A 20,110-nucleotide genomic window follows, 5' to 3' on the forward strand; every position below is an offset into this window, starting at 1 on the left:
ACAACACACGCACGTCGTGCCCTCATTTCCGCAGGTTGTGGCCTTGGTCGATGATTTTGCGCCACCACCCGGGTCTTGCCGCAAGCCCCCTGGCGGGATATACGTTGAGAGTGCGGGGGAAAGTGATCTCCTTGCCCAGGTCGTGGCCCAGACCGTGGCCCGGATGGCCCGCCGCACCGACCGGATCAAACCCCCGCGCGCCACTAGCATGGCGATATGTCCGTAGACCTGTTCGCGGGAATTCCTGTCAGCGACTACACCGTGGCGGTGGCCTGGTACGAGCGGCTCCTGGGCACGCCGCCGGCCTTCTTGCCCAATGACACCGAGGCGGTGTGGGAGCTCGCCGAACACCGGTACGTCTTCATCGAGGTACGGCCCGAGCACGCCGGGCACGCCCTGCACACCGTCTTCGTGGGGGACTTCGACGCCCGCCTCGCGCAGATCGCCGAGCGGGGCCTGAAACCGGATACGCGCGAGACGTACTCCAACGGCGTCCGCAAGGCGACCTTCCGCGACCCGGACGGCAACGAGATCGGCATCGGCGGCGGCGCGGAGACCTGACCCGCGCGGACGGCTCCCGCCGGCGCAAGGGGCGGCGCGGTCGCGGAGCGGACCGTCAGTTCGCCGGGTTCGCCGACGCCTTGGCGCAGAGGTAGGGACGCGCCAGAAGCAGGCTGGTGCCGGTCAGGGCGATGCCGAAGTAGACCGGCGCGAGGTGGATGAAGTCGGTGTAGTGGATCGAGCCGTGCACCACGACAGCCGGCAGGAACCCGGCGGCCGCCGCCGCGGCCAGGCTCCAGAACACCCACGCCTCACCGCGTCGCCAGCCCCACGCGCTGAGCAGCACGATCGCCACCGCCGCCGACATCAGGGCGCCGCCGAACCCCGCACGGTCGTGGGCCAGGAACGGCACAAGGCGCGGATTGACGGCTTCCAGCGTGTGCGGGTCGGTGCCCAGGAACGTCAGGTCGGTCGGGACGAAGACGTCGGTCAGACCGACCACCGAGATCACCGCCCCGCCGACGAACAGTCCCGCTCCCGTGAGAATCATCAACAGCTGGCCCACCAGCGCCCGTCGGCGCTCCGGCTCCGGCCCCTCGGGCGCCAGACGCCACCGCGCCGCGTGCGGGGTGCGCCGGACTCCCATCACGAACATCGGGAACAGTACGAGGGCGGTCGCGGTGTGCAGGGGTTCCACGAAGCCGGTGGCCAGGAAGTAGAACAAGGTGGGGAAGCCGACCGCCCCCGAGAGGAGATACACCTCGCGGGCCCAGGGCCAGCCGCGCCGGATCCCGCCCACGGCAAGGCCCGTGTAGAGGGCGCCGATCGCCACCATCGTGCCGGCCATGGTGATCCGGTCGTGCTGGAGGAAGTGCACGAGATGGTGGTTGGCGGCGTGCAGTTCGTGCAGCGTCATGCCGAGGTAGTCGCGGTCGTACCAGAGCAGCACCGGCCCCAGCGTGATCGCCGCTGCGCCGAGTCCGGCCCCCGTCATGCCGAGCCCGACGAGCAGCGCCCACCACCAGGCGGGCCAGCGGCGCGGGTCGCGGCCGACGTCCCGCAGCTCCGGTGCGGGCGCGGTGGGTGTGGCTGCCTCGGTGACCCGCGCGAACCAGCCGGGCCCGGCCGCCACCAGGACCTGCGGCCGGGCGAGCACGACAGCGCCCGGCTCTTCGAGCGCGGCTGCCGCGGCGGTGACCGACGGATCGGACACCTGCCTGATGTGCGGGTCGTCGCTGCTGGTGAACCCGTCGACATGCGGCTTGAGAGCGGCCTCGACCTCCGGGTCGCAGGTGCGGACGACCAGCGGGATCGAGCGGCCCACGGCGGCCTCGCGTACGGCGTGCACGTCCGCCGCCGAGACGGGCGCGACCTCGACGACACCCGCCCCCAGCGGGGGCATGGCACGGACCGTCTCGCGGGCGAGTGAGGGCGGCACGGATATGCCGAGCCGGACGGCCACGGGCACACCGGCGATCTCACCGGCGAGACGCCGGGGCGGATGGCGGTGGCCGAACCCCCGGGCGATCAACCGCGCACCGGCAGGACGGGAACCGACCGAGGCCAGCATCCGCAGCGCCGCCCGCTGCGACCGGCGCAGGCCCAGGACGGCGGCGGCCGCGCCACGCAGCGGGTGATAGGTCCAGTCCGGCATCAGCTGCTCCCGCTCCCCGCCGCGGTCACCCGGTCACCGGGCACGGTCCAGCCGAGTACCGGAGCCATGGAACGCAGCGTCACCCGCGCCGGCATCAGCCGGGCGGCCGTGTCGCGCACCAGCACCGCCGGCGGCCACGACAGCTGGCCGAGCGCGCCGAGCCGGGCGGAGCGGCGCGTGATGGCCTGGGTCCGCGGGCGGCGCAGCAGGTCGTACGAGCGCAGCGCGTCGGGCACGTCCGGGGCGCCGTCGAGGCAGTGGGCCAGCGTGACCGCGTCCTCCAGGGCCTGGCACGCGCCCTGGCCCAGGTTCGGGGTCATGGCATGGGCCGCGTCGCCCAGCAACGCCACCCGGCCACGGGCGAAGGTGGGCAGCGGCGGCAGGTCGTACAGGTCATGGCGGAGCACCGCGCCCTCGGGGACGGAGGCCAGCAGGGCGGGGATGGGATCGGGCCAGGCCCCGAACCGGCGCAGCAGCTCGGCGTGTTCGGACGGGCCGACGGCTGTGCCCGCCGGCAGCGAGGCGGTCGCGAAGCAGTACATCCGCCCGCCCGGCAACGCCGTATGACCGAACCTCTCTCCGCGACCCCAGGTCGCCGCCCCCTCGGCGGGCGGCTCGGCCAGGGGCTCGGTGACCATGCGCCAGGCGGAGTACCCGGCATATCGAGGACCGGCGGCATCGGGCCACAGCGCACCGCGGACCACACTGCGCAATCCGTCCGCGCCGACCACGAGATCGGGCCGCGACGCGCCCCCAGAATGCTCGACGACCACACCCTGGCCGTCGTCGCGGACCGCGCGCACCTCACTGCCCGACCGCAGGCGGTCGGCGGGCAACGCCTCGGCGAGCACCCGCAACAGGTCCGCACGGTGCAGGACCACCAGAGGATGACCGAACCGGCGGGCCAGCTCCCCGTTGTCCGTACGGGACAGCCAGCGGCCCCGGCGATCGCGTACCCCACCAGAGGCCTCGACGGCGCCCAGTGCCCGCACGGCGTCGGCCAGTCCGAGCGCCTCAAGGGCGCGCAGCGCGTTGGGCCACAGGGAGATACCGGCACCGATCTCGGTGAACCGCGGGGCGCGCTCCAGCACTTCGACGCGCCATCCGCGCCGGTGCAGGGCGATGGCCGCCGCGAGGCCGCCGATCCCGCCGCCGACGATGGTCGCGGCGCGCTGCGGCATGGTTCCTCGCTCTGGGTTCGGGGGCGCCACCCCCGGTCAAGTGGCTGTCGATCCGGTGTCGATCCGGTGCCCGAACGGCCTGCGACATGCGCAAGTCCGGTTGAGCAGCGCCTTATAGCAACATGTCGACACAAGCCTGTCAACGTGATGCGTAGCGGCGGTCCGGCCGGCCCGGGATGGCTTGATCAGGGAGCCTGACCTTGCGGAATGGGCGTGTGCATCGAAAACACCCTCGGTTCCTACAAGCCGCACTTCTGGGCCGGTGAACGCTGGTAGCACGTCAGGGACTTCGCCGGTCCCGGTCTGCGAACCGCTCTGGACCGGTTCGCGGACGCGCTGTTCTGGGAGGGTCTGTCATACATGGCGTACATGGCGTACCAGACCTTCTGGCAAGGCCTTCTGGCACCAGGCAGCCCCTGACCTGGACACCTTGCGAGAGCCGTTCGCCCGGCACGCGGCGGTACCGACCGGCTGGATATGCGACTTCGCCTCGTTCGCCGCGTTCCTCAGGGGGTGGGGCGAGGTGGTGGAAGAGGCTGACCGACGGGGCTGGGGGATGGTCGGGCTGCGCTGCTGGGAAATGGCGGCGACCGCTAGGGCGCGGCAGGACTCGGCTTCCTGCGCTGGACGGCGGCGCCGACCGTCATGACCACGAGAGCGCCCGCGAGCGCGAGCCCGGCGTAGCCGGCCCACTGGGTCCGCTGCGCGGTGCACTGGCCGGGGTAGCTGGAGAAACCCCCGTCCGTCACCTTCGCCTTGGGGGAGATGACGGAGCCGCACTCCAGAGAGAGGCTGCGCTCCATTCCGCTGGGGCGCACGACCGTTTCGTTGAAGTCCACCGGCACCAGCAGCAGGAAGGCCGCTACGGCGACCAGGACCGCTGTCAGTCCTGGCAGCGCCAAGTGCTCGGTTCGCGCACGCTCTTTACGCGCCAGCGCCATCCCTATGTCCGACGGCAACCGGTGCTCGTTCCCAAACGACATGCTGAACCCAATCCCCGTGACCTGCCGGCATAGCCATGATCATGACCTGTGCGCGCAGCGTATCGGCCGCTTCCGACGCCGGGCAGCCGCCGGTGGTTCCTCGGTGGCCAGGGTGACCAGCCGTGCCTGCCGGCCGGGCACCGCCTAGGTCGCCTCCCGCTGCCGGGACGCGTACGAGCGGGACTTGTTGCGGTTGCCGCACACCTTCATCGAGCACCAGCGGCGGCTGCGGTTCTTTGACACGTCCCAGAACACCCAGCCGCAGGTGTGCTCGGCGCAGCGCTTGAGCCGGGCGGCGTCCCCGGTCGTGACCAGCTCGCTCCATGCGATCGCCAGCGCGGCCAGTGGTGAGCGCTGCGGTGGCAGCCCTGCCGCGGGGATCAGGCGGCCGCCCGCGGTGACCAGCACCGGGTGTTCGGCCAGTACGCGGTCCGCTGCGGCCAGCAGTTTCGGGTCGGGGGTCTCGCCGACATGGGCGCCCAGCTCCTCGCGGATGCCCGCGCGAAGGGTCAGGTAGCGCGTGTGGACCTCGGTGGGGATCTCGCCGGGCGCGTCGAGCAGGCCGCTGCCCTTCAGCCAGCCGGACAGGCCGGCCGGGGTGGCGATCTCGTCGCTCGCCTCTTCCACGTCGACCGTGTTGGCGAATGCCTCCACCAGGACGGCTGAGACCGGTGGTTCCAGCATGGCGCGTCACCTCCCGCGGGTTTCCGCCATTCTACCGTCTAACCGTTTTACCGGTTGCGGCCGACGGGAGGTGTGCGCCAAGGTGATCTCACCGGCTAAAGCGTTAGCCAGTTAGGGGGATGGGCATGGCCACGACGGTGCATGAACGGACGGAAGCCGCAGCGAGCGGCGGCGCGTTGGCGCTGGAGGGGAGCTCGCCACCGGACCCCGGTCGTCGCAACACCGCTGTCCTGGTCGGCTTCACCGCAGCGACCAACCTCGCCGACGGCGTGATGAAGATGGCCCTCCCGCTGCTCGCCGCCCAACTCACCGGATCTCCCGCCCAGGTCACCGCCGTCTCGCTCACCCTCACACTGCCCTGGCTGTTCGTCGCCCTGCACGTCGGCGTGCTCGTCGACCGGTTCGACCGGCGGCGGCTGCTCTGGGGAGCCAGTGCCATGCGGCTGGCCGCCATGGGCTGGCTCACCCTCTCCGCCGTGACCGACGGCATCACGCTCGGCCGGCTCTTCGCCGCCGGAGTGATTCTCGGCGTCGCCGACGTACTGGCCTCGACCTCCGGCTCCGCGCTGGTCCCGGCCGCGGTGCCGGAGGCAGGGCGGGAGCGCGCCAACACCTGGATGGTGGGGGCCGAGACCGTGGGACAGGAATTCGCCGGGCCTTTCGTCGGCGGGCTGCTGCTGGCCGCCGGAACAGGCCTGGCGCTGGGCGTGATCAGTGTGTCCTACGCGGTCGCCGCCCTCGCCCTGCTCCTGCTGGTGGGGTCCTTCCGGCCCGGCAGGCCCGCCCCGGACGCGCCTCGTGTCTCGGTCAACAGCCGCATCGCCGAAGGGCTGCGCTTCCTGTGGCGGGACCGGCTGCTGCGCACGCTGTCCGTGGTCGTCGCCGTGCTCTCCGCCGTCTGGGGTGCCTGGCTGGCACTCATGCCGCTCTACGCCAAGCAGGTCATGGAGCTCGGGCCGCAGCAGTACGGCATCCTGCTCAGCGCCCTCGGGATCGGAGGTCTGGCCGGCACGGTGGCCGTGACCTGGGTGAACCGGCTGCTCGGCGCGCGCCGGGCGATGTTCGCCGATCTGATCGGCACCATCGCGATGGTGGCGCTGCCCGCCCTGACCACCAACATCTGGGCGGTGGCGGCCGGTGCCTTCGTCGGCGGCATGGGCGGCACGCTCTGGTCGGTCAACGCCCGCACCATCACCCAGCGCATGGTCCCCGACGGGATGCTCGGCCGCTACGGCGCGGCGGCCCGCCTCTTCAACTTCGGTGCGATGCCGCTGGGCGCGGCCCTGGTGGGCCTGCTGGCCGAACTGGGCGGCATGCGGCTGGCCTTCGGGGTGTTCGCGGTGGCTACCGCGGCCACGCCGGTGCTGTTCCTCAAGAACGTCACCCGGTCTGCCCTGCGGCCCCGTTAGGTGCATCGGCCGGCCGTGAGGGGGCAGCCGTGGGTGGCGCAATGCCGGGACGCCCCTGAACGATCCCGTAGGGGCTGGACCCCAACCGGCCCGGAGGCGCCCCGAGTCGAGAAGCCGCGTCGCATCCCCGCCGCGAGCCGTCCCGGCCGGTCGACGACGCCCGCTCAGCCGATGGGCTGGGGCAGAGGGACCACCTGGTAGGCGAGCCGGATCGTGTTGCCGGTGGCGGGATCGCCCAGCTCCACGCGCCAGCCCTCGGCGAACTGGTCCACGCCCTCGGCCATGGGGATCGTGCCCGAGATCAGAACGGTGCCGGGCGTCAGGCCGCCGCGTTCGCGCAGTACGCCGGCCCAGTAGGCGGGAGTGAGCAGTTCGGCGAGGGTGCCGTGCTGGATCTCGGTCTCCCGGCCGTCTTCGGCGGTGACCCACGCGCGCAGGGTCAGCTCGTCGATGCGCCCCTCGACATCGGCCAGGAGCCAGGCCTGGCGGGCCAGGACATCGGGTGCCGCGTTCTTGCTCCAGGCCACGCCGTGCACCTCGAGGTCGCGGTCGGTGTGGTCGCAGGCGGCCGTGAGGAGCAGCTCGCCGCCGTCCGCCACGACCAGGGCCCACTCGGCCTCGCCCGACGTGCGGGCGTGCGGGGCGGCGACCCGGTCGGTCTGCTGGGCCAGGTAGGGGGAGACGGGGTACAGGGCCGGGGTCACCGACGGCGCGGGCACCCCGAGCTGGGCGAGTTCGGCGACGTGCGCGGCGACGTCGGCCTGTTGACGCCCGGCGTATCCGGCGTTGAGCACCTGTACGACGTCGACGTCACGGGTGGAGCCGTCGGGGAGTTCGAAGGTCAGCACGGTCATGGGGCACTCCAGGAAAGGGGGCGGGTCTCGACACGGTCAACTTCCGGCGAGGGGGTTGCGCATACGACCTGTATACAAGAAGTATGCCGGAAGGTCGATGTCCAGGTCGATGTCCCTCGACGCAAGGATCGGGAAGCATGCAGCACACCCCTCAGGGCCCACCGGCGGTTTCGCCGGACCGCTCCGGCGTCCGCCGGGCCTTCTTCGCCAGCCTCACCGGGACCGCTCTGGAGTGGTACGACTTCGCGGTCTACTCCGCCGCCGCGGCACTCGTCTTCGGTGATCTCTTCTTCCCCTCGGAAGATCCCCTCACCGGCACCCTGCTGGCCTTCTCCACCTACGCCGTCGGCTATGTCTCACGCCCGCTGGGCGGCTTCGTCTTCGGCCGCCTCGGCGACGTGATCGGCCGCAAGAAGGTCCTCATCGCCACCCTGGTCCTCATCGGCGCGGCCACGTTCCTCATCGGGATCCTGCCCACACACGCCACCGCGGGCGTCACCGCCCCCATCGCCCTGGTCGTGCTGCGGTTCGCCCAGGGTGTCGGGGTCGGCGGCGAATGGGGCGGCGCGGTCCTGCTCTCCAGCGAGTTCGGCGACCCGCGCCGCCGCGGCTTCTACGCCTCCGCCGCACAGATCGGACCGCCCGCGGGAAACCTCCTGGCCAACGGCGTACTGGCCGCCCTAGGCGTGCTCCTGACCGAGGAGCAGTTCCTCTCCTGGGGCTGGCGCGTGGCCTTCCTGCTGTCGGGCGTCCTGGTCGCCTTCGGCCTGTGGATCCGGGCGAAGCTGGAGGAGACCCCGGTCTTCAAGGCCATGGAAGCCGAGGAGTCCCGGCCCGAAGCCCCCATCCGCGAGGTCTTCACCACCCAGCCCCGCGCCCTGTGCGCCGCGATCCTCAGCCGGGTCGCCCCCGACGTGCTCTACGCGATGTTCACCGTGTTCGTCCTCACCTACGCCACCGACGAACTGGGTATGACACGCGGCTCCGCTCTGACGGCCGTCCTGCTCGGCTCCTTCCTGCAGATCTTCCTCATCCCTCTGGCCGGCGCCCTCTCCGACCGGGTCAACCGCCGCCTGCTGTACGGCTGTTCCGCCCTCGCCGCGGGAGCCTGGCCGTTCGTGTTCTTCCTCGTGGTCGACGGCGACAGCTGGATCCTGCTGGTGTGCGGCGTCGTGGTGGCCCTGGCCATCCACTCCTTCATGTACGGCCCGCAGGCGGCCTTCGTCGCCGAACAGTTCTCGCCCCGCCTGCGCTACACCGGGTCCTCGCTCGCCTACACTCTCGCGGGCCTCATCGGCGGAGCGATCGCCCCGCTGCTGTTCACCGCCCTGCTCAGCTCCTACGACAGCTGGATCCCGCTGGCGCTCTACCTCGCCGCCGCCGCGGCCGTGACCCTCATCGGGCTCTGCCTGGGCCGCGACGCCGCCCACGCCGAGAAGGAGGACGCACAGCTCGCGGGGGTGGGCACACCGCAGACCGTGCCCGCCGCCCGTGTCCCGTGACCGGGCCCGCCTCCCGTGTCCCGTGACCGGGCCCGCCTCCCGAGTCCCGTGACCGTGCCCGCCGCCGCTCCCTGACCTCCGAGACCTCCGCCCTTCCCACCCCTCCCGACGCCGAAAGGCGGCCCACCGTGCGCATCGCACTGAGCCAGCTCACCACCGGACCCGAGCCCAGCAAGAACCTCGCCCTCATCGAGAAATGGACCCGACGCGCAGCCGACGCCGGCGCGGACATCGTCGTCTTCCCCGAAGCGTCGATGGCCTGCTTCGGCACCCCTCTGGCGCCGCTCGCCCAGCCCCTGGACGGCCCCTGGGCCACCGGGGTCCGCGCCATCGCCGAGACGGCGGGCATCACCGTCGTGGCGGGCATGTTCACCCCCGCCTCCGGCGGCCGGGTGGCCAACACCCTGCTGGCCACCGGGCGCGGCACCGAAGCCACGTACGACAAGATCCATCTCTATGACGCGTTCGGCTACGCGGAGTCCGACACCGTCGCCGCCGGATCGCAGGTCGTCACCATCGACGTGGACGGCGTCCGCCTGGGCCTTGCCACCTGCTACGACGTGCGCTTCCCGGAGCTGTTCCGCGCCCACGCCGACGCCGGGGCCACCGCGACCCTGCTGGCCGCGTCCTGGGGCGCGGGCCCCGGCAAGGTCGATCAGTGGGAGCTGCTGGTGAGGGCCCGTGCCCTGGACGCCACGCTGTGGGTCGCGGCCGTCGGTCAGGCCGACCCGGCCACCGGCGGCATCGAGCCGGTGGGCGCGGCGCCCACCGGAGTGGGGCACAGCATGCTCGTCGGCCCCGACGGGACGGTGCACCACCGCCTGGGTGCCGAACCGGAGCTCATCGTGACCGAGGTGGACGCCGACGAGGTCGCGGCGGTCCGCAAGAAGATCCCGGTGCTGGCCAACCGCCGACTGGGGGAGCCGGGCTGAGCAGTCCGGCCCCGCAACTGCCTCTCCCCGCCGGGCCGGTGGGCTCTCGCCAGGGCCCCCGGCCCGGCGGCGCGCCGCTGTAACCCCTCCACCGCACCCGGCTATCCGGCCAGCAACACCTTCAGCGTCGACTCCAGATGACTGTCGATCGCCGCGCACGCGGCCTGCGCGTCACCGGCCGCGAGCGCGTCCACGATCGCCTGGTGCTCGTCGAGCACCGCGTCCTGCCGGCCCTGCTGGTTGTACAGGGCCACGACACCGGCCCGCACCTGACGGCTGCGCAGCCCCTCGTAATGCCGGTCCAGCAGCGCATTGCCCACGGCCGACACGAGCGACGAGTGGAACAGATGATCCACGTCGATGAACTCCTTGGCCTGCTCGGGGCCGCTCAGCACGCGCTGTTGCTCCAGGAACTCGCCCAACTCCCGCACCGGGGCCCGCCCCGTGTCGATGACGTGCTGCGCCGCGAACCGCTCGACGATCCCGCGCAGCTGCATCAGCTCGGTGATCTCACGCCCCGACAGCGGCGCCACCCGCGCACCGCGCTTGGGCACCAACTCGACCAGATCCTCGGCGGCCAGCAGGAGCAGTGCCTCGCGGATCGGGGTGCGCGAGACACCGATCCGATCGGCGATGTCCTGCTCGGAGAGGAACTCCCCTTGCATCGCGGGGTCCGTCAGCACCGTGTCCTTGAGGTACGCGTACGCCTTCTCCCGACCCGATGCCACCACTACCCCCAGAGATCGCATACACCTTGTATACGGAAGTTACCACGTGGTCCCCCATCCAGCCGCGCCCCAAACAGAAGTACGCGGTCTCCCGCCCCTCGGTTCAGCTGCCCGCGGCGCACAAGGACGCCCCGCCCCCGGTACAGCGCGGGACCTTGCGCGATATCGAGGCGCGTCTACGGTGCGGACATGGACGACGGCGTCATCCCGGACGATGTGCTTGACCGTCTTCGCACAGCGGCTCGCGAGTGGGCCCGGCCCTGGGGCGAGGACGCACCGCGCAACCTCAGGGCGGTGGCGACCACTCAGGACGCCGCGATAAAGCACCTGCAGGAAAGTGACCGGGTGAGTGCCCCTCAGAAGCCGGTCTTCCTCGTCACGATGGAAGGCACCTTCACGAGAAGGCCCGGCGTGCCCGGCGCCTGGGGGATCTGGTCCGCCATCTGCGTGTTCCGGACACCGTTTCGCGTCGGCCCGTACACGGTGAGGCCGGCCGGGCACGTTCCGCGCGCCCCGCTGGCACGGTTGGGGCGCGTGTACGAAATCGGAGACGGCGGCAGCAATGAGGGGCGAGGGGAGTAGGTTCCGCCGCTGGGATCGTCGGGCGTCGTCCCGAGGACCCGAACCCGCCGCCATGCGGGCCGGTGAGAAATCGGGTGCGGGTCGGCGGTGCGGACGTGGAGCCGGGACGGGCGGATGCTCGCCGTCGGGCTGGTGGACGGCCCCGGGCTGCTGCGGCAGTCACGGTGTGGTCGGCCGGTCCGGGCAGGCCTGAGGCGCGACGAGGGGCACCGCAAAGAGCAGCCTGGCGGCGCCTCTTGCCGTCAGCCCTTCGCGCGCTCGGCGCCGGGCTCGCTGCCCAGGACGTACAGCTCGGGCAGATTCACCACGATCGCCTCCTGTGTGCTGCGGGCGATGACCACGACGGCCTCGTCGTCGGGGCTGGGGTTCTCCTCGCGGTGCGGGACGTACGGGGGAACGAAGATGTAGTCGCCCGGCGCCGTGCGGATCCGGATCTCCTCGGGCGTCCCGCCGGAGTCGTCCAGGAAGACGAACTCCGGGTGCCCCTTGATGACGTGGATGGCCGTCTCGGACGCCCCGTGGTGGTGGTTGGAGGAGGTGGTGTCCGGGGCGACGTGGGTCTGGCCCATCCAGATCCGCTCCGACCCGACGCTCCCACCGGTGATCGCGGCGAAGCGCCGCATTCCGCCCGTCTGCGCGGTGTCGCCGTCGAGGGCGTCGGCGCGGATGTGGTGAAGGCGGGCGCTCAGGGGCGGCGAGCTGCTGTCGTGGCCGGGGAGGTCCGGGTGGAACGCGTCGTGGCGGGCGGCGGCGGCCGGCTCGTCGTCGGACGGCGTGGGCGTGGTGTGCGGAGCCATGGAGATCCTGCTCGTCGGGGCGGGCCGTGACGGCCGGGCCGGAAGGGACGGGCTCACAACGGAGTCGGCCACCGACACCGCCGCGGCGAGCCGTGGCCGGTGCTCGGCCGATGGACAGCGGGCTCAAGATCCTCGGGTGGCCATGCGGCGACCGTAGAGAGCCTGGTGAAGGGACGTCAAGACGCAAGGGGCTGGTCCCACGGAACCGCTGCGGCCGCTCGCCGGACCAACTTCCCGGCCAGTGCGGCCGGCCACGGTGTCCGGACCGAGTGGCAGGGCCCAGCATCCCGGCTCAGTAGGGCCCGCCCCGGAAGTACATGCTTCGGCGCGCTCGGGAACGATCACCGCGCTCGTGCGCGGCATCGGAGCGATCGGCGGGCGACGACCGCTCGGCCAGCGCCCGCAGCGTCTCCAGGCCGGCCAGGACGTCGGAGCGATGGTCCGCTCTCTTCATCCACGACGGCAGCCGCGCGACCATGGACATCGTCGGTTGCGCCCCGCCACGCTCGCGCAACTGGGCGCCCACGTACGCGGACAGTTCGTCGACGTGCTCCTCGTTGTAGGCCCACAGGATGTGGCCGACGCAGCGGGTCTGCAGCCAGAGCGGCCGCCGGAAGAACGGATCCTCGCTGCCGCCCAGTACGGCACCGACAAGGCCGGCGCCCCGCACCTGGGGCGACCAGTCGGCAACGGTCCCGCACCCACCGCAGGCCAGACGCCGCGGCTGGAACAGGAGCTCGCTGAAGTACTTGGGGGCGGGCAGCCCGGGCCGGGGGACCACGACCGCGCGGCCACCGCACGTCCGGCAGGCCACGAGCATGCGGCCGGCGAACCGGGCCAGCCAAGCCCCCGTGTCGTGGTGGCGGACAGGTCCGGTGCCCGGTGCGAAATCCATGGCCGACACCCTCGCAGGCGCACGCTGCCGCAGGCGACCGGGTTCTCGCCCACGGCTTCCGGAGCATCTGCGAGAAGGCGGCGGTGTGTGGACCGTCCTACGCTGGGCACACCGGTTCAGGACCGTTCCGACGCAGGCGAGGGAGCCGACATGGCAGTACGTCACCGGCTGATCAGAAGGCCGCCCGCAGAGGTGTGGGCCGTCCTTGCCGACGGGTCCCGCTACGGCGACTGGGTGGTCGGCCCGGACTCGTCCCGCGAGGTCGGCAGCGACTGGCCACAGCTGGGCTCCTCGATCGAGTACGCCGTCCGCCTGGGCCCCTGGACGGGGACCAACACGACAACCGTGCGTGACGTCGATCCGCCCCGCCGCATCGAACTGGAGGCGGACAGCGGGAAGCTCGGCACCGCCCGCATCGCCATCGAGGTGCGACCCTGGGGCCGGCAGACCTTGGTCATCGTCGACGAGCACCCCCTGCGCGGACCGGGCGCCGCCCTGCACAACGCCGCACTCGACGCGCTCCTGCAGCTACGCCACCGCAGCATGCTCGCCCGCCTCGCCGACACCGTCGAGAACGGCTCCTCCGCACCGGCCCGCCGCTGAGCGCGGCCCTGCGCATGCCTGTCGGTCCGACCGTGGCCCCGGTCGCGGTCTCCGCCTCGTTCGCCGTCTGCGACGGGCGGTTCACCCGGCAGCAGGAGCCTGTCGTCGGGACAGGGCCACCCTGCGGCGCACCCGGTCGATCTCGGTGGCGACGACGCAGATCTCGTCAGCGACCTCGACGGCGTCCTTTGGGCTCCCCACGGGCGTGCATGCCAGTTCCCGGAGGTGGACCAACCCTTCGATCCCGTCGGCGACCCGCACGAAGGCGCCGAACGGCAGCAGCTTGGTGACCTGATCCTCCAAGCGGCGGCCCACCTCGGTGCGGTCCGCGAAGTCCTGGAACGGGTCGGGCTGTAGCGCCCGCAAGGGCAGCCGGGCCTTCAGATTTCAGGTGTCGAACTGGAGGAACTCACACGCAACGCGCTGCCCGACCGTGCCGGCCAGTATCTCGCCGAGGCGTAGCGATTCCAGAACTGCCCAGAAGCCTGGGTTCTCAGACGGGCCCATCACCGTCGGCCTTTCCGCCCCGCAGTTCCGGTGCGAGTACCTGTCGGCGAGGCAGGAGTTCAGCTGGACACGGGGATGGCGTGCGGGTCGACCTCGCAGTGCTCGACGGAGTCGACCAGGCCCTCGCCACCGATCTCCAGGCGGGCGGTCGCCTTGCCCTTCCCGGGCACCTTGACCTCCTCGCTCTCCTCGGTGATGGTGATGCCCTCCGCGTCCACGAAGGTGACCGACACCCAGAAGCGGCCGGTCTTCTTGTTGCCGTTCGTGACCTTGACCGTCGCGTACGGTGCCGCCTTGGTCGCGCAGCTGACCAACTTGGCCTGCGCGTCCTCCATTTGCTCGCCACCGGGTGAGCTGGTGGAGGTGGAATTGCTGCCCGGTCGCCGGTTGTAGGTGCCGCCGCTGGTGCTGCTTCCGCCGTCACTGCTGCCGTACGCATCGTCATCGTCGTCGTAGCCCGACCCCGATGTCACCGATCCGGACGACCCGGAGGCGCTCGACGAGGAGCTGTCGTGGTTCTGGCTCGAACTGCTGCAGCCGCCTCCGCCGCCACCGCCGCTGTGGCGACCGCCACCGCCGTGCCCCCGGCCGGTCGTGAAGCCGGTCAGAGCGAGTGCCGACAGCACCAGTGTTGCCGTGACCTTGAGTGTGCGCCCCCGATTTTTCATTGGATCATCCTACCCACGGGCGCCGACGGCCACGGGCCGTCAACTCCGTTCACCGACAACGGGGTTCGGGCCGCGCTCGCCGGCGGGCGGTATCCGGCCGGGCGGAGGCCGTCTGCCTGAGGCGGGAATACACGACATCTCCGGCCCAGGCACCTCGGCGGACCCAAACGCGTTCTTCACGGATCGGGCAGGCGCCGCCCTTTCGCGGGATTTCCCTCCTCGGTTCCCTCGCGCCCGAAGTGATCGAGTACGCGCCGCCGGAGGACTCCTCCAGTGGCGGGGTGAAAGAAGCGTGCATAGAACGGGATACACGTACACGTGTGGGACGAGGACGTCCCGCTGAAATGGAGAACTGAAATGGCCGCTGAGTCATTCTCTGCCGCGGGGGATCCTTCCGGGACCGGCGAACCTCTGGTTACGACGTCGGTTCACTGGGGCACCGCGCAGCTCGGCGCCCCACCCCGGGAGCAGCCCGCACCGTGGCCGCAGACAGCCGACCAGGACACCGACGAGGTTCCCCAGGAACGCACCGCGTACGAAGCCGACGACGGTCCCTTGGGGCGGCAGGCGCCCGAGCCCGACGTCGCCCCCTCGCAACAGGCTGCGCCGGACGCCGATGACGAGGCGGTGGTCGAGCTCATACGCGTCGCCGTCGTGTCCCGGCCGCTGGACGATGTCGTCGACCTCGTCACCCTCCTGGAGCAGTCGCCCGACGGCGTGACCACCGCCGCCTCGGTGCTCCGGCTGGCCGCCGTGGCCCGCTCGGTCGACGACGTCACCCGGCTGGTGGAACTGCTGGGCCCGCCGAAGCACTCGGTCGACCACATGGACGAGGCCATCCGGCACGCCGCCGAGGAGCGGCCCATTCCGGAGGTGAGCCGTCTGGTCCAGCTCCTGTCGCGTCCCCCGCACGATCCGCACAGCGGTGCCGAGGCGGTGCACGCCGCCGGCACGACCAGGTCGGTCGAGGATCTGATGCAGCTGATCGACAGCCTGCGGGACCACAAGGCCGCCGACACCACCGGAATCGACATCCCGGACGCGCCGCGCGTGCCGAGCACGCCGCCCGCCGAGGCCGCCCGACCCGCAACCGCTCCCGCCCCCGCTGCCGGGACCGCACACGCCCAGGGCGCGACGCCCCTGGTGTGGCTGCGTCGGATGGCAGGCGTCCTGCTCCTGCTCTGTGCGGCGGCTCATTTCCCGCTGAACTGGTCGGACGCCTCCACCCTCGCGCTGTCCGCCGCGCTCGGCGTCTCGGTCATCTGCGCCGTGGCGGGCGTGGCGCTGTTCCTGAGCGGATCGCCGGTCGTGGCCGTGGCGAGCACGCTGGTGGCCGGTGCGCTGGCTGTCGGCCATCTCGTGGACGACCGGTTCGACTCCAGGACGCTCGCCTACGTACTGCGGCCTGACGGGGTGACAGCGCCCATCCCGGCCGTGTCGGCGGTGGTCGCCGCGCTGGCCGCACTGCTGGTCGTGGCGTTCACGGTCGCCGGTCTCAGGACCGCGGCCAACCGGGAGCCCGCCCCGCGCGGCTAGGCGTACCCGAGCAGGTGAGCGCGCCCATCGACGGCATCGTCGGTGGGCGCGCTCGCGCGGTGGCCGTGATCCGCGTATCAGGTGGGCAGCGGGTCGAAGGTCCAGACGGGATGGCCGTGGGCGTGGGCGGCCGAGGTGAGGCGGTGCTGCTCTCCCAGGGTCTCCGTGAGGTCGGCCAGGGCGCGGGCCTGGATCGCGTCCGCCTCCTCCCCGGCCCCCGCCGCCCCGAGCTCCGCGGCGACGGCCACGTGCGCCAACAGCGTCTGCGGATGGCGGGGCCCCAGCGTCGCCGCCGCATCGCGCGCCGTGTCCCTCGCCAGGGCCAGGGACGCCTCATGGCGGCCGTGGTGGCCCAGGTCCGATGCGAGGTTGTACGCGATGCCCAGGGTCCAGGGGTGACGGGCGCCGAGGGCGGTCACGGCGGACCGCATCGCCTGTTCGCCCAGGGTCACCGCGCCCGGCGTGTCACCTCCCATGCGCACGGCCACCGCGAGGTTCGTCAACGCCCCTGCGGTGTAAGGGTGTTCGGGTCCGAGCAGTGCGTGGTAGCGGTTCGCCACGTGCTGACACAGCGCGGTGCCGTCGTCGAAGTCGCCGTGCGAACGCTCCGCGGCCGCCAGGCTCGTTGCGGCCCTCAGCGCGAGCGGGGTGTCGGGGCCCAGGAGTTCGTCGGCGGCCTGGCGCACCTCCCGCAGTCGGGTCAGGCCCTCTCCCACGGCGTCGGTGCGCAGCTCACAGAGCGCCAGGTGGTGCTCGGCGCACAAGGTGGCGGGGTTCTCGAAACCGAGCAGCTCACGGTGGCCGAGGGTGGCCTGCAACTGTTGGGCCAGCGCGTTCTCGAAGTGGCCCAGCAGGCGCAGGTCCATCGCGTGGCGTGCCTGGGCCAGCAGGCTGCCCATGGTCGGGGGCTCCGCGAGGCGCTGATGTCCCGCGACCGCCCTGCGGTCAAGGAGCAGCGCTTCGGAGTACCGTCCCAGCAGCCGCAGCGAGTCGGTCACGCCGACGACCGCTCCCAGGGTGCACGGATGGCTCGGACCGTGCAGGTCCTCGCGTCCCCTGCGCGCCGTGCGGGCTTGTTCCAGCGCGTCCTCGTAGCGGCCGAGGCCGCGCAGGTCCGCGGCCACGTCACCCGTCGTCTCGATCGTGTCGGCGCCCGCGGGGTGCGCGGTCGCCCGCAGCCTCGCCTGCTCCGCGCGGTCGGCGTCCAGCGCCCGGCCGAAGTGGCCCAGCGCCCTGAGGGCTTCGCTGCGACGCGCCGCCAGGACGTGTGCCTGGGGCGGGCCGTCGTCGCCCGGCCGGCTGGTCCACGCGCGCTCGACGCGCTCGACGAGCGACAGCGCGGACCGGGACTCGCCGCGCAGGTGAAGGTAGCGCGCGCAGTTGAGGATCAGTCCCGAATCCTCCGCGATGGCCTCGCCCGGGGCCGCCGAAGCTTCCAGGTGCGGCACGATCTGGGCGTACTGGGGCCATACGCGGACGTTTTCGGGGTCACGCGGATCCGCGGCGGCCAGGGCGTGGCGCACGCGCCGCAGGAGCGTCGAACGGTAGCCGCCGGCCATGTCGTCGCGGACCACGCGGCGCACCAGCGGGTGCATGCGCAGGGTGGTGCTGGGCGTCTCGATCGTCTCGTCGCTCTCCTCGCCGGCCTCCATGTCGGCCAGCGAGTGCGCCACGATGGTGCCGACCAGCTCCTGCCAGCGGAGCGAGTCCAGGGACTGTCCGCGCAAGGGTTCGGGAAGGCTGAGCCTGAGCAGGCCCAGCGGGGCCCCGGTGTCGGCGAACAGTACGCAGACGTGCAGGAGGTCCACCGCCTCGAAGGACGATTCGCGGAGGCGCTCGAGGACGGCCATCAGGGCGCGGGAGAATGTCGTCGGGTATTCGCCCGTCACCCGCAGGGGCGCCCTCTCCCATGAGGTGTCCCGCAGTCGCTCGAGGTACTCCGGCACGGCGATGCGGGTGTGATCGAGGTAGGCGAGCGCCTGGGCGACGGCCAGCGGGTGGTCACCGAGTTCGTCGGCCAGGCGGTCGGCCTGGGAGGGCCTCATCCGGGGAATCCTGCGGTGGATCAGCCGGATGCTCTCCGGCCGGTCGAGCGGGAGCACCCGCACGGTCTCCACCTGATGCTCCGCCCAGTCGCTGTTCTGAGAGGTGATCAGTACGTGGCCGGGGCCGCCCGGAAGGGAACCGGCGATGTCAGCGGGTTCGTCGGCGCCGTCGAGGATCAGCAGCCAGCGACCGTAGGGGGTTCCTCGGCGCAGGGCCTTGAGGACCGGGTCCATCCGGTTGCCGTCCTGGTCCACCCCCAGGGCCGGAGCCAGAGCGGTGATCCCCTGGCGGAACGCCTCCCGCGTCCCCGCCGCGACCCACCACACCACGTCGTACTGAGCGGCGAACCGATGGGCGTACTCGGCGGCGAACTGCGTCTTGCCGATGGCCGGCATGCCCACCAGGGCGGCCATGGCCGCGCCCGACGGCGCCTCGTCCAGCCAATGGCGCAGCTGTCCGAGCTGAACGCCCCGGCCGGTGAAGTGCGGATTGCGCCGGGGCACGTCGCCCCACACCGGTGGCGGCTCGGCGGGGTAACGAGGGGCGCTGGCACCGGTCTTGACACCACCGAGGTCCGGATCGATGTTGAGGCGCTGCAAAACGCGGCGCTCGTCGTCGTCCGCGTCGACGCCGAGCAGGCGCGTGCTCGGCAGTACGGCGACCAGGTGGGGGAACTCGCGGTCGGTGAGGGTGAAGGCGGCGAGCCGAGGCGTCTGGGGCGAGGGGGTGGCGCCGCGCAGGGCCTGCGCCCAGCCGTCCTCGGTGTGGCCGCCGGCCAGCACGAACTCCTCACTCAGGAGCAGTATGTGGGTGCCGTCCACCACCAGAAGCGACCGCAGCGCCTCCTGGAGGGACAGGCCGACGGGCGGGTCCCAACCCTGGATGACGGCGTCGTGGCCGATGGTCTCGAGGCGGTGCCTGATCCACACCGCCCACGGCCGGTCCGGTCCCGCGTAGCTGATGGTGAAGCGGCCGGGGTCGGTGCCGGAGCGCGCTTCGACCTCCGCGGCCAGGGTCTCCTCCGCGGCGAGCATCTGGTGCTCCAGCGCCTCGCACCGTTGTTCCGCCTCGATGGCCTGGCGTTGTGCCTGATCCAGGGCCTGTCGAAGCTGCGCGATCTCACCCAGGAGACGGTCACGCTCCTCCAGTAATCGCTGGTGCGCGGTGTGCAGGGCCTGCAACGCCCGGCTGCCTTCGTCCTGTTGGGCGGTGTACGACAGCTGCAGCCGCTGCGTCTCGGCATCCATCTCGGCGATGCGGCGCTTCTTGTCCAGCAGCACTTGCGACAGCGCCTCGACATTGGCCTCGGCGGACTGGAATCTTCGGTCGGCCTCGATCAGCTGGTCCTTGAGGACCTGAAGCTCGTAGCCCAATGCGCTCGTGGCCTTCAGCGCGGCCCGTTGCAGGACCGTCACTCGGTCGGTGACCTGGACGGAGATCGGCCGTCGCAGCGCCTGGGCGGCATCGGTCAGCAGTCGTTCGACGAACTCCGCCGGGGCGACCGCCGTGCCGTTCAGGTAGCGGGAGACCGTGCCGGGGTCGTAGTGCGTACGGACCGCGTAGCGGCGGACGGAGATCCGCAGAGCGGCGGAGAGGCTGCGCAGCCCCTCGGCCAACTCGCGGCACGGGGGCGCCACATGAGGCGGGATCGGTTTCAGGGCGCTCCCGCCGGCCTCCTCCCACGGTTCCGGTACGAGCTCTTCGCGTGCCGCGCTCTCGGGCTGCTCCGCCAGTTCGTCCATGCCCCGCCCCCGTCGGACTCGCGCAGCGTTGGGATGACTCGCAACGCGTGCGTACCCCCGCAACACCGGGCCCGCCGCGCAGAGTTGAAGCACCCGGCAACGAGGCCGATCTCACCAAGGGGACATCCAGAATGCCACGTATGAGCCGCAAGAGCCCGGTCCAGGAAGAGGTCGGCAAGCGCCCTGTTCTCGCCATGGCCACCGCAGCCGTGTCGGGAGCGGTGGGTGCCCTACTGGCCTGGCTGTTGGACGCGATCCCCTGGCCGTGACGGTCGGGGCGGCCGGGCTGCCGCCGGCCGCGGGGCG

19 protein-coding genes are annotated in these 20,110 nt (G+C 71.9%); 8 read left to right on the plus strand and 11 right to left on the minus strand.

Annotated features, from left to right (window positions below; all coding sequences use genetic code 11):
- Positions 1–216: 216 nt before the first annotated feature.
- Positions 217–561 (plus strand): VOC family protein, encoded by a 345-nt coding sequence (locus ACZ6ZP_RS16840; protein ID WP_351166365.1) that lies wholly within the window; start codon positions 217–219, stop codon positions 559–561.
- Between the two features lie 55 nt (positions 562–616).
- Here ACZ6ZP_RS16840 and ACZ6ZP_RS16845 read toward each other — a convergent pair whose 3' ends face one another.
- The 4 genes from ACZ6ZP_RS16845 to ACZ6ZP_RS16860 all read right to left on the minus strand — a co-directional run bounded on the left by ACZ6ZP_RS16845 (position 617) and on the right by ACZ6ZP_RS16860 (position 5,003).
- Positions 617–2,155 (minus strand): hypothetical protein, encoded by a 1,539-nt coding sequence (locus ACZ6ZP_RS16845; RefSeq protein WP_469407318.1) that lies wholly within the window; start codon positions 2,153–2,155, stop codon positions 617–619.
- A complete protein-coding gene (locus ACZ6ZP_RS16850) occupies positions 2,155–3,336 on the minus strand; it encodes an FAD-dependent monooxygenase (RefSeq protein ID WP_366464673.1) in 1,182 nt (393 codons plus the stop codon). Before ACZ6ZP_RS16850 ends, ACZ6ZP_RS16845 begins: the two co-directional genes overlap by 1 nt.
- Positions 3,337–3,929: 593 nt before the next feature.
- Positions 3,930–4,319 carry a hypothetical protein gene (locus ACZ6ZP_RS16855; protein ID WP_351166373.1) on the minus strand — a complete coding sequence of 130 codons (390 nt, stop codon included), beginning with the start codon at positions 4,317–4,319 and terminating at the stop codon, positions 3,930–3,932.
- 144 nt (positions 4,320–4,463) lie between these two features.
- Positions 4,464–5,003 (minus strand): CGNR zinc finger domain-containing protein, encoded by a 540-nt coding sequence (locus ACZ6ZP_RS16860; protein ID WP_469407320.1) that lies wholly within the window; start codon positions 5,001–5,003, stop codon positions 4,464–4,466.
- 125 nt (positions 5,004–5,128) lie between these two features.
- On the opposite strand from ACZ6ZP_RS16860, the gene ACZ6ZP_RS16865 reads away from it, so the two are divergent.
- Positions 5,129–6,412: an MFS transporter gene (locus ACZ6ZP_RS16865; protein ID WP_469407321.1), complete on the plus strand. Its 1,284-nt coding sequence runs from the start codon at positions 5,129–5,131 to the stop codon at positions 6,410–6,412.
- A 164-nt stretch (positions 6,413–6,576) separates the two neighbouring features.
- Here the strand turns inward: ACZ6ZP_RS16865 and ACZ6ZP_RS16870 are convergent, their stop codons facing one another.
- A complete protein-coding gene (locus ACZ6ZP_RS16870; protein ID WP_351166379.1) occupies positions 6,577–7,266 on the minus strand; it encodes a DUF2848 domain-containing protein in 690 nt (229 codons plus the stop codon).
- A gap of 137 nt (positions 7,267–7,403) precedes the next feature.
- Between ACZ6ZP_RS16870 and ACZ6ZP_RS16875 the strand changes: the two genes are divergently transcribed.
- Together ACZ6ZP_RS16875 and ACZ6ZP_RS16880 are read left to right on the plus strand one after the other, a co-directional pair.
- Entirely contained in the window at positions 7,404–8,768 is a 1,365-nt protein-coding gene (locus ACZ6ZP_RS16875) for an MFS transporter (RefSeq protein WP_361468886.1), read from the plus strand.
- 128 nt (positions 8,769–8,896) lie between these two features.
- Positions 8,897–9,700, plus strand: a complete 804-nt coding sequence (locus tag ACZ6ZP_RS16880) for a carbon-nitrogen hydrolase family protein (protein ID WP_469407323.1) — start codon at positions 8,897–8,899, stop codon at positions 9,698–9,700.
- Positions 9,701–9,801: 101 nt separating this feature from the next.
- Here ACZ6ZP_RS16880 and ACZ6ZP_RS16885 read toward each other — a convergent pair whose 3' ends face one another.
- Positions 9,802–10,428, minus strand: coding sequence for a GntR family transcriptional regulator (locus tag ACZ6ZP_RS16885; RefSeq protein ID WP_361468934.1), 627 nt, complete (start codon positions 10,426–10,428; stop codon positions 9,802–9,804).
- Positions 10,429–10,617: 189 nt separating this feature from the next.
- Here ACZ6ZP_RS16885 and ACZ6ZP_RS16890 point away from each other — a divergent pair, with 189 nt between their 5' ends.
- On the plus strand, positions 10,618–11,010 hold the full coding sequence (locus tag ACZ6ZP_RS16890; RefSeq protein WP_469407324.1) for a hypothetical protein: 393 nt from the start codon (positions 10,618–10,620) through the stop codon (positions 11,008–11,010).
- Between the two features lie 242 nt (positions 11,011–11,252).
- Here the strand turns inward: ACZ6ZP_RS16890 and ACZ6ZP_RS16895 are convergent, their stop codons facing one another.
- Positions 11,253–11,807 (minus strand): cupin domain-containing protein, encoded by a 555-nt coding sequence (locus ACZ6ZP_RS16895; protein ID WP_469407325.1) that lies wholly within the window; start codon positions 11,805–11,807, stop codon positions 11,253–11,255.
- Positions 11,808–12,099: 292 nt separating this feature from the next.
- Positions 12,100–12,702 carry a hypothetical protein gene (locus tag ACZ6ZP_RS16900; RefSeq protein ID WP_366464678.1) on the minus strand — a complete coding sequence of 201 codons (603 nt, stop codon included), beginning with the start codon at positions 12,700–12,702 and terminating at the stop codon, positions 12,100–12,102.
- A gap of 150 nt (positions 12,703–12,852) precedes the next feature.
- Between ACZ6ZP_RS16900 and ACZ6ZP_RS16905 the strand changes: the two genes are divergently transcribed.
- Complete coding sequence (locus tag ACZ6ZP_RS16905; protein WP_351166389.1) at positions 12,853–13,305, plus strand: SRPBCC family protein; 453 nt, start codon at positions 12,853–12,855, stop codon at positions 13,303–13,305.
- 81 nt (positions 13,306–13,386) lie between these two features.
- Here the strand turns inward: ACZ6ZP_RS16905 and ACZ6ZP_RS16910 are convergent, their stop codons facing one another.
- Positions 13,387–13,671 carry a S1 RNA-binding domain-containing protein gene (locus ACZ6ZP_RS16910; protein ID WP_469407327.1) on the minus strand — a complete coding sequence of 95 codons (285 nt, stop codon included), beginning with the start codon at positions 13,669–13,671 and terminating at the stop codon, positions 13,387–13,389.
- Between the two features lie 200 nt (positions 13,672–13,871).
- On the minus strand, positions 13,872–14,480 hold the full coding sequence (locus ACZ6ZP_RS16915) for a hypothetical protein (RefSeq protein ID WP_361468871.1): 609 nt from the start codon (positions 14,478–14,480) through the stop codon (positions 13,872–13,874).
- A gap of 357 nt (positions 14,481–14,837) precedes the next feature.
- Here ACZ6ZP_RS16915 and ACZ6ZP_RS16920 point away from each other — a divergent pair, with 357 nt between their 5' ends.
- Complete coding sequence (locus ACZ6ZP_RS16920; protein ID WP_469407329.1) at positions 14,838–16,016, plus strand: hypothetical protein; 1,179 nt, start codon at positions 14,838–14,840, stop codon at positions 16,014–16,016.
- Between the two features lie 77 nt (positions 16,017–16,093).
- Here ACZ6ZP_RS16920 and fxsT read toward each other — a convergent pair whose 3' ends face one another.
- Positions 16,094–19,804, minus strand: a complete 3,711-nt coding sequence (gene fxsT / locus ACZ6ZP_RS16925) for an FxSxx-COOH system tetratricopeptide repeat protein (protein WP_469407331.1) — start codon at positions 19,802–19,804, stop codon at positions 16,094–16,096.
- A gap of 140 nt (positions 19,805–19,944) precedes the next feature.
- On the opposite strand from fxsT, the gene ACZ6ZP_RS16930 reads away from it, so the two are divergent.
- Complete coding sequence (locus tag ACZ6ZP_RS16930; protein WP_351166399.1) at positions 19,945–20,073, plus strand: hypothetical protein; 129 nt, start codon at positions 19,945–19,947, stop codon at positions 20,071–20,073.
- Positions 20,074–20,110: the final 37 nt, after the last annotated feature.

This window comes from Streptomyces sp. NPDC054047, from assembly GCF_055585065.1.

Bases quoted from the DNA above. Each gene is read 5' to 3' on its own strand.
- ACZ6ZP_RS16915 (WP_361468871.1), bottom strand. From the start codon at position 14,480: ATGAAAAATCGGGGGCGCACACTCAAGGTCACGGCAACACTGGTGCTG.
- ACZ6ZP_RS16870 (WP_351166379.1), bottom strand. From the start codon at position 7,266: ATGACCGTGCTGACCTTCGAACTCCCCGACGGCTCCACCCGTGACGTC.
- ACZ6ZP_RS16845 (WP_469407318.1), bottom strand. From the start codon at position 2,155: ATGCCGGACTGGACCTATCACCCGCTGCGTGGCGCGGCCGCCGCCGTC.
- ACZ6ZP_RS16860 (WP_469407320.1), bottom strand. From the start codon at position 5,003: ATGCTGGAACCACCGGTCTCAGCCGTCCTGGTGGAGGCATTCGCCAAC.
- ACZ6ZP_RS16890 (WP_469407324.1), top strand. From the start codon at position 10,618: ATGGACGACGGCGTCATCCCGGACGATGTGCTTGACCGTCTTCGCACA.
- ACZ6ZP_RS16920 (WP_469407329.1), top strand. From the start codon at position 14,838: ATGGCCGCTGAGTCATTCTCTGCCGCGGGGGATCCTTCCGGGACCGGC.
- ACZ6ZP_RS16865 (WP_469407321.1), top strand. From the start codon at position 5,129: ATGGCCACGACGGTGCATGAACGGACGGAAGCCGCAGCGAGCGGCGGC.
- ACZ6ZP_RS16850 (WP_366464673.1), bottom strand. From the start codon at position 3,336: ATGCCGCAGCGCGCCGCGACCATCGTCGGCGGCGGGATCGGCGGCCTC.
- ACZ6ZP_RS16895 (WP_469407325.1), bottom strand. From the start codon at position 11,807: ATGGCTCCGCACACCACGCCCACGCCGTCCGACGACGAGCCGGCCGCC.
- ACZ6ZP_RS16855 (WP_351166373.1), bottom strand. From the start codon at position 4,319: ATGTCGTTTGGGAACGAGCACCGGTTGCCGTCGGACATAGGGATGGCG.
- ACZ6ZP_RS16905 (WP_351166389.1), top strand. From the start codon at position 12,853: ATGGCAGTACGTCACCGGCTGATCAGAAGGCCGCCCGCAGAGGTGTGG.
- ACZ6ZP_RS16840 (WP_351166365.1), top strand. From the start codon at position 217: ATGTCCGTAGACCTGTTCGCGGGAATTCCTGTCAGCGACTACACCGTG.
- fxsT (WP_469407331.1), bottom strand. From the start codon at position 19,804: ATGGACGAACTGGCGGAGCAGCCCGAGAGCGCGGCACGCGAAGAGCTC.
- ACZ6ZP_RS16875 (WP_361468886.1), top strand. From the start codon at position 7,404: ATGCAGCACACCCCTCAGGGCCCACCGGCGGTTTCGCCGGACCGCTCC.
- ACZ6ZP_RS16900 (WP_366464678.1), bottom strand. From the start codon at position 12,702: ATGGATTTCGCACCGGGCACCGGACCTGTCCGCCACCACGACACGGGG.
- ACZ6ZP_RS16930 (WP_351166399.1), top strand. From the start codon at position 19,945: ATGAGCCGCAAGAGCCCGGTCCAGGAAGAGGTCGGCAAGCGCCCTGTT.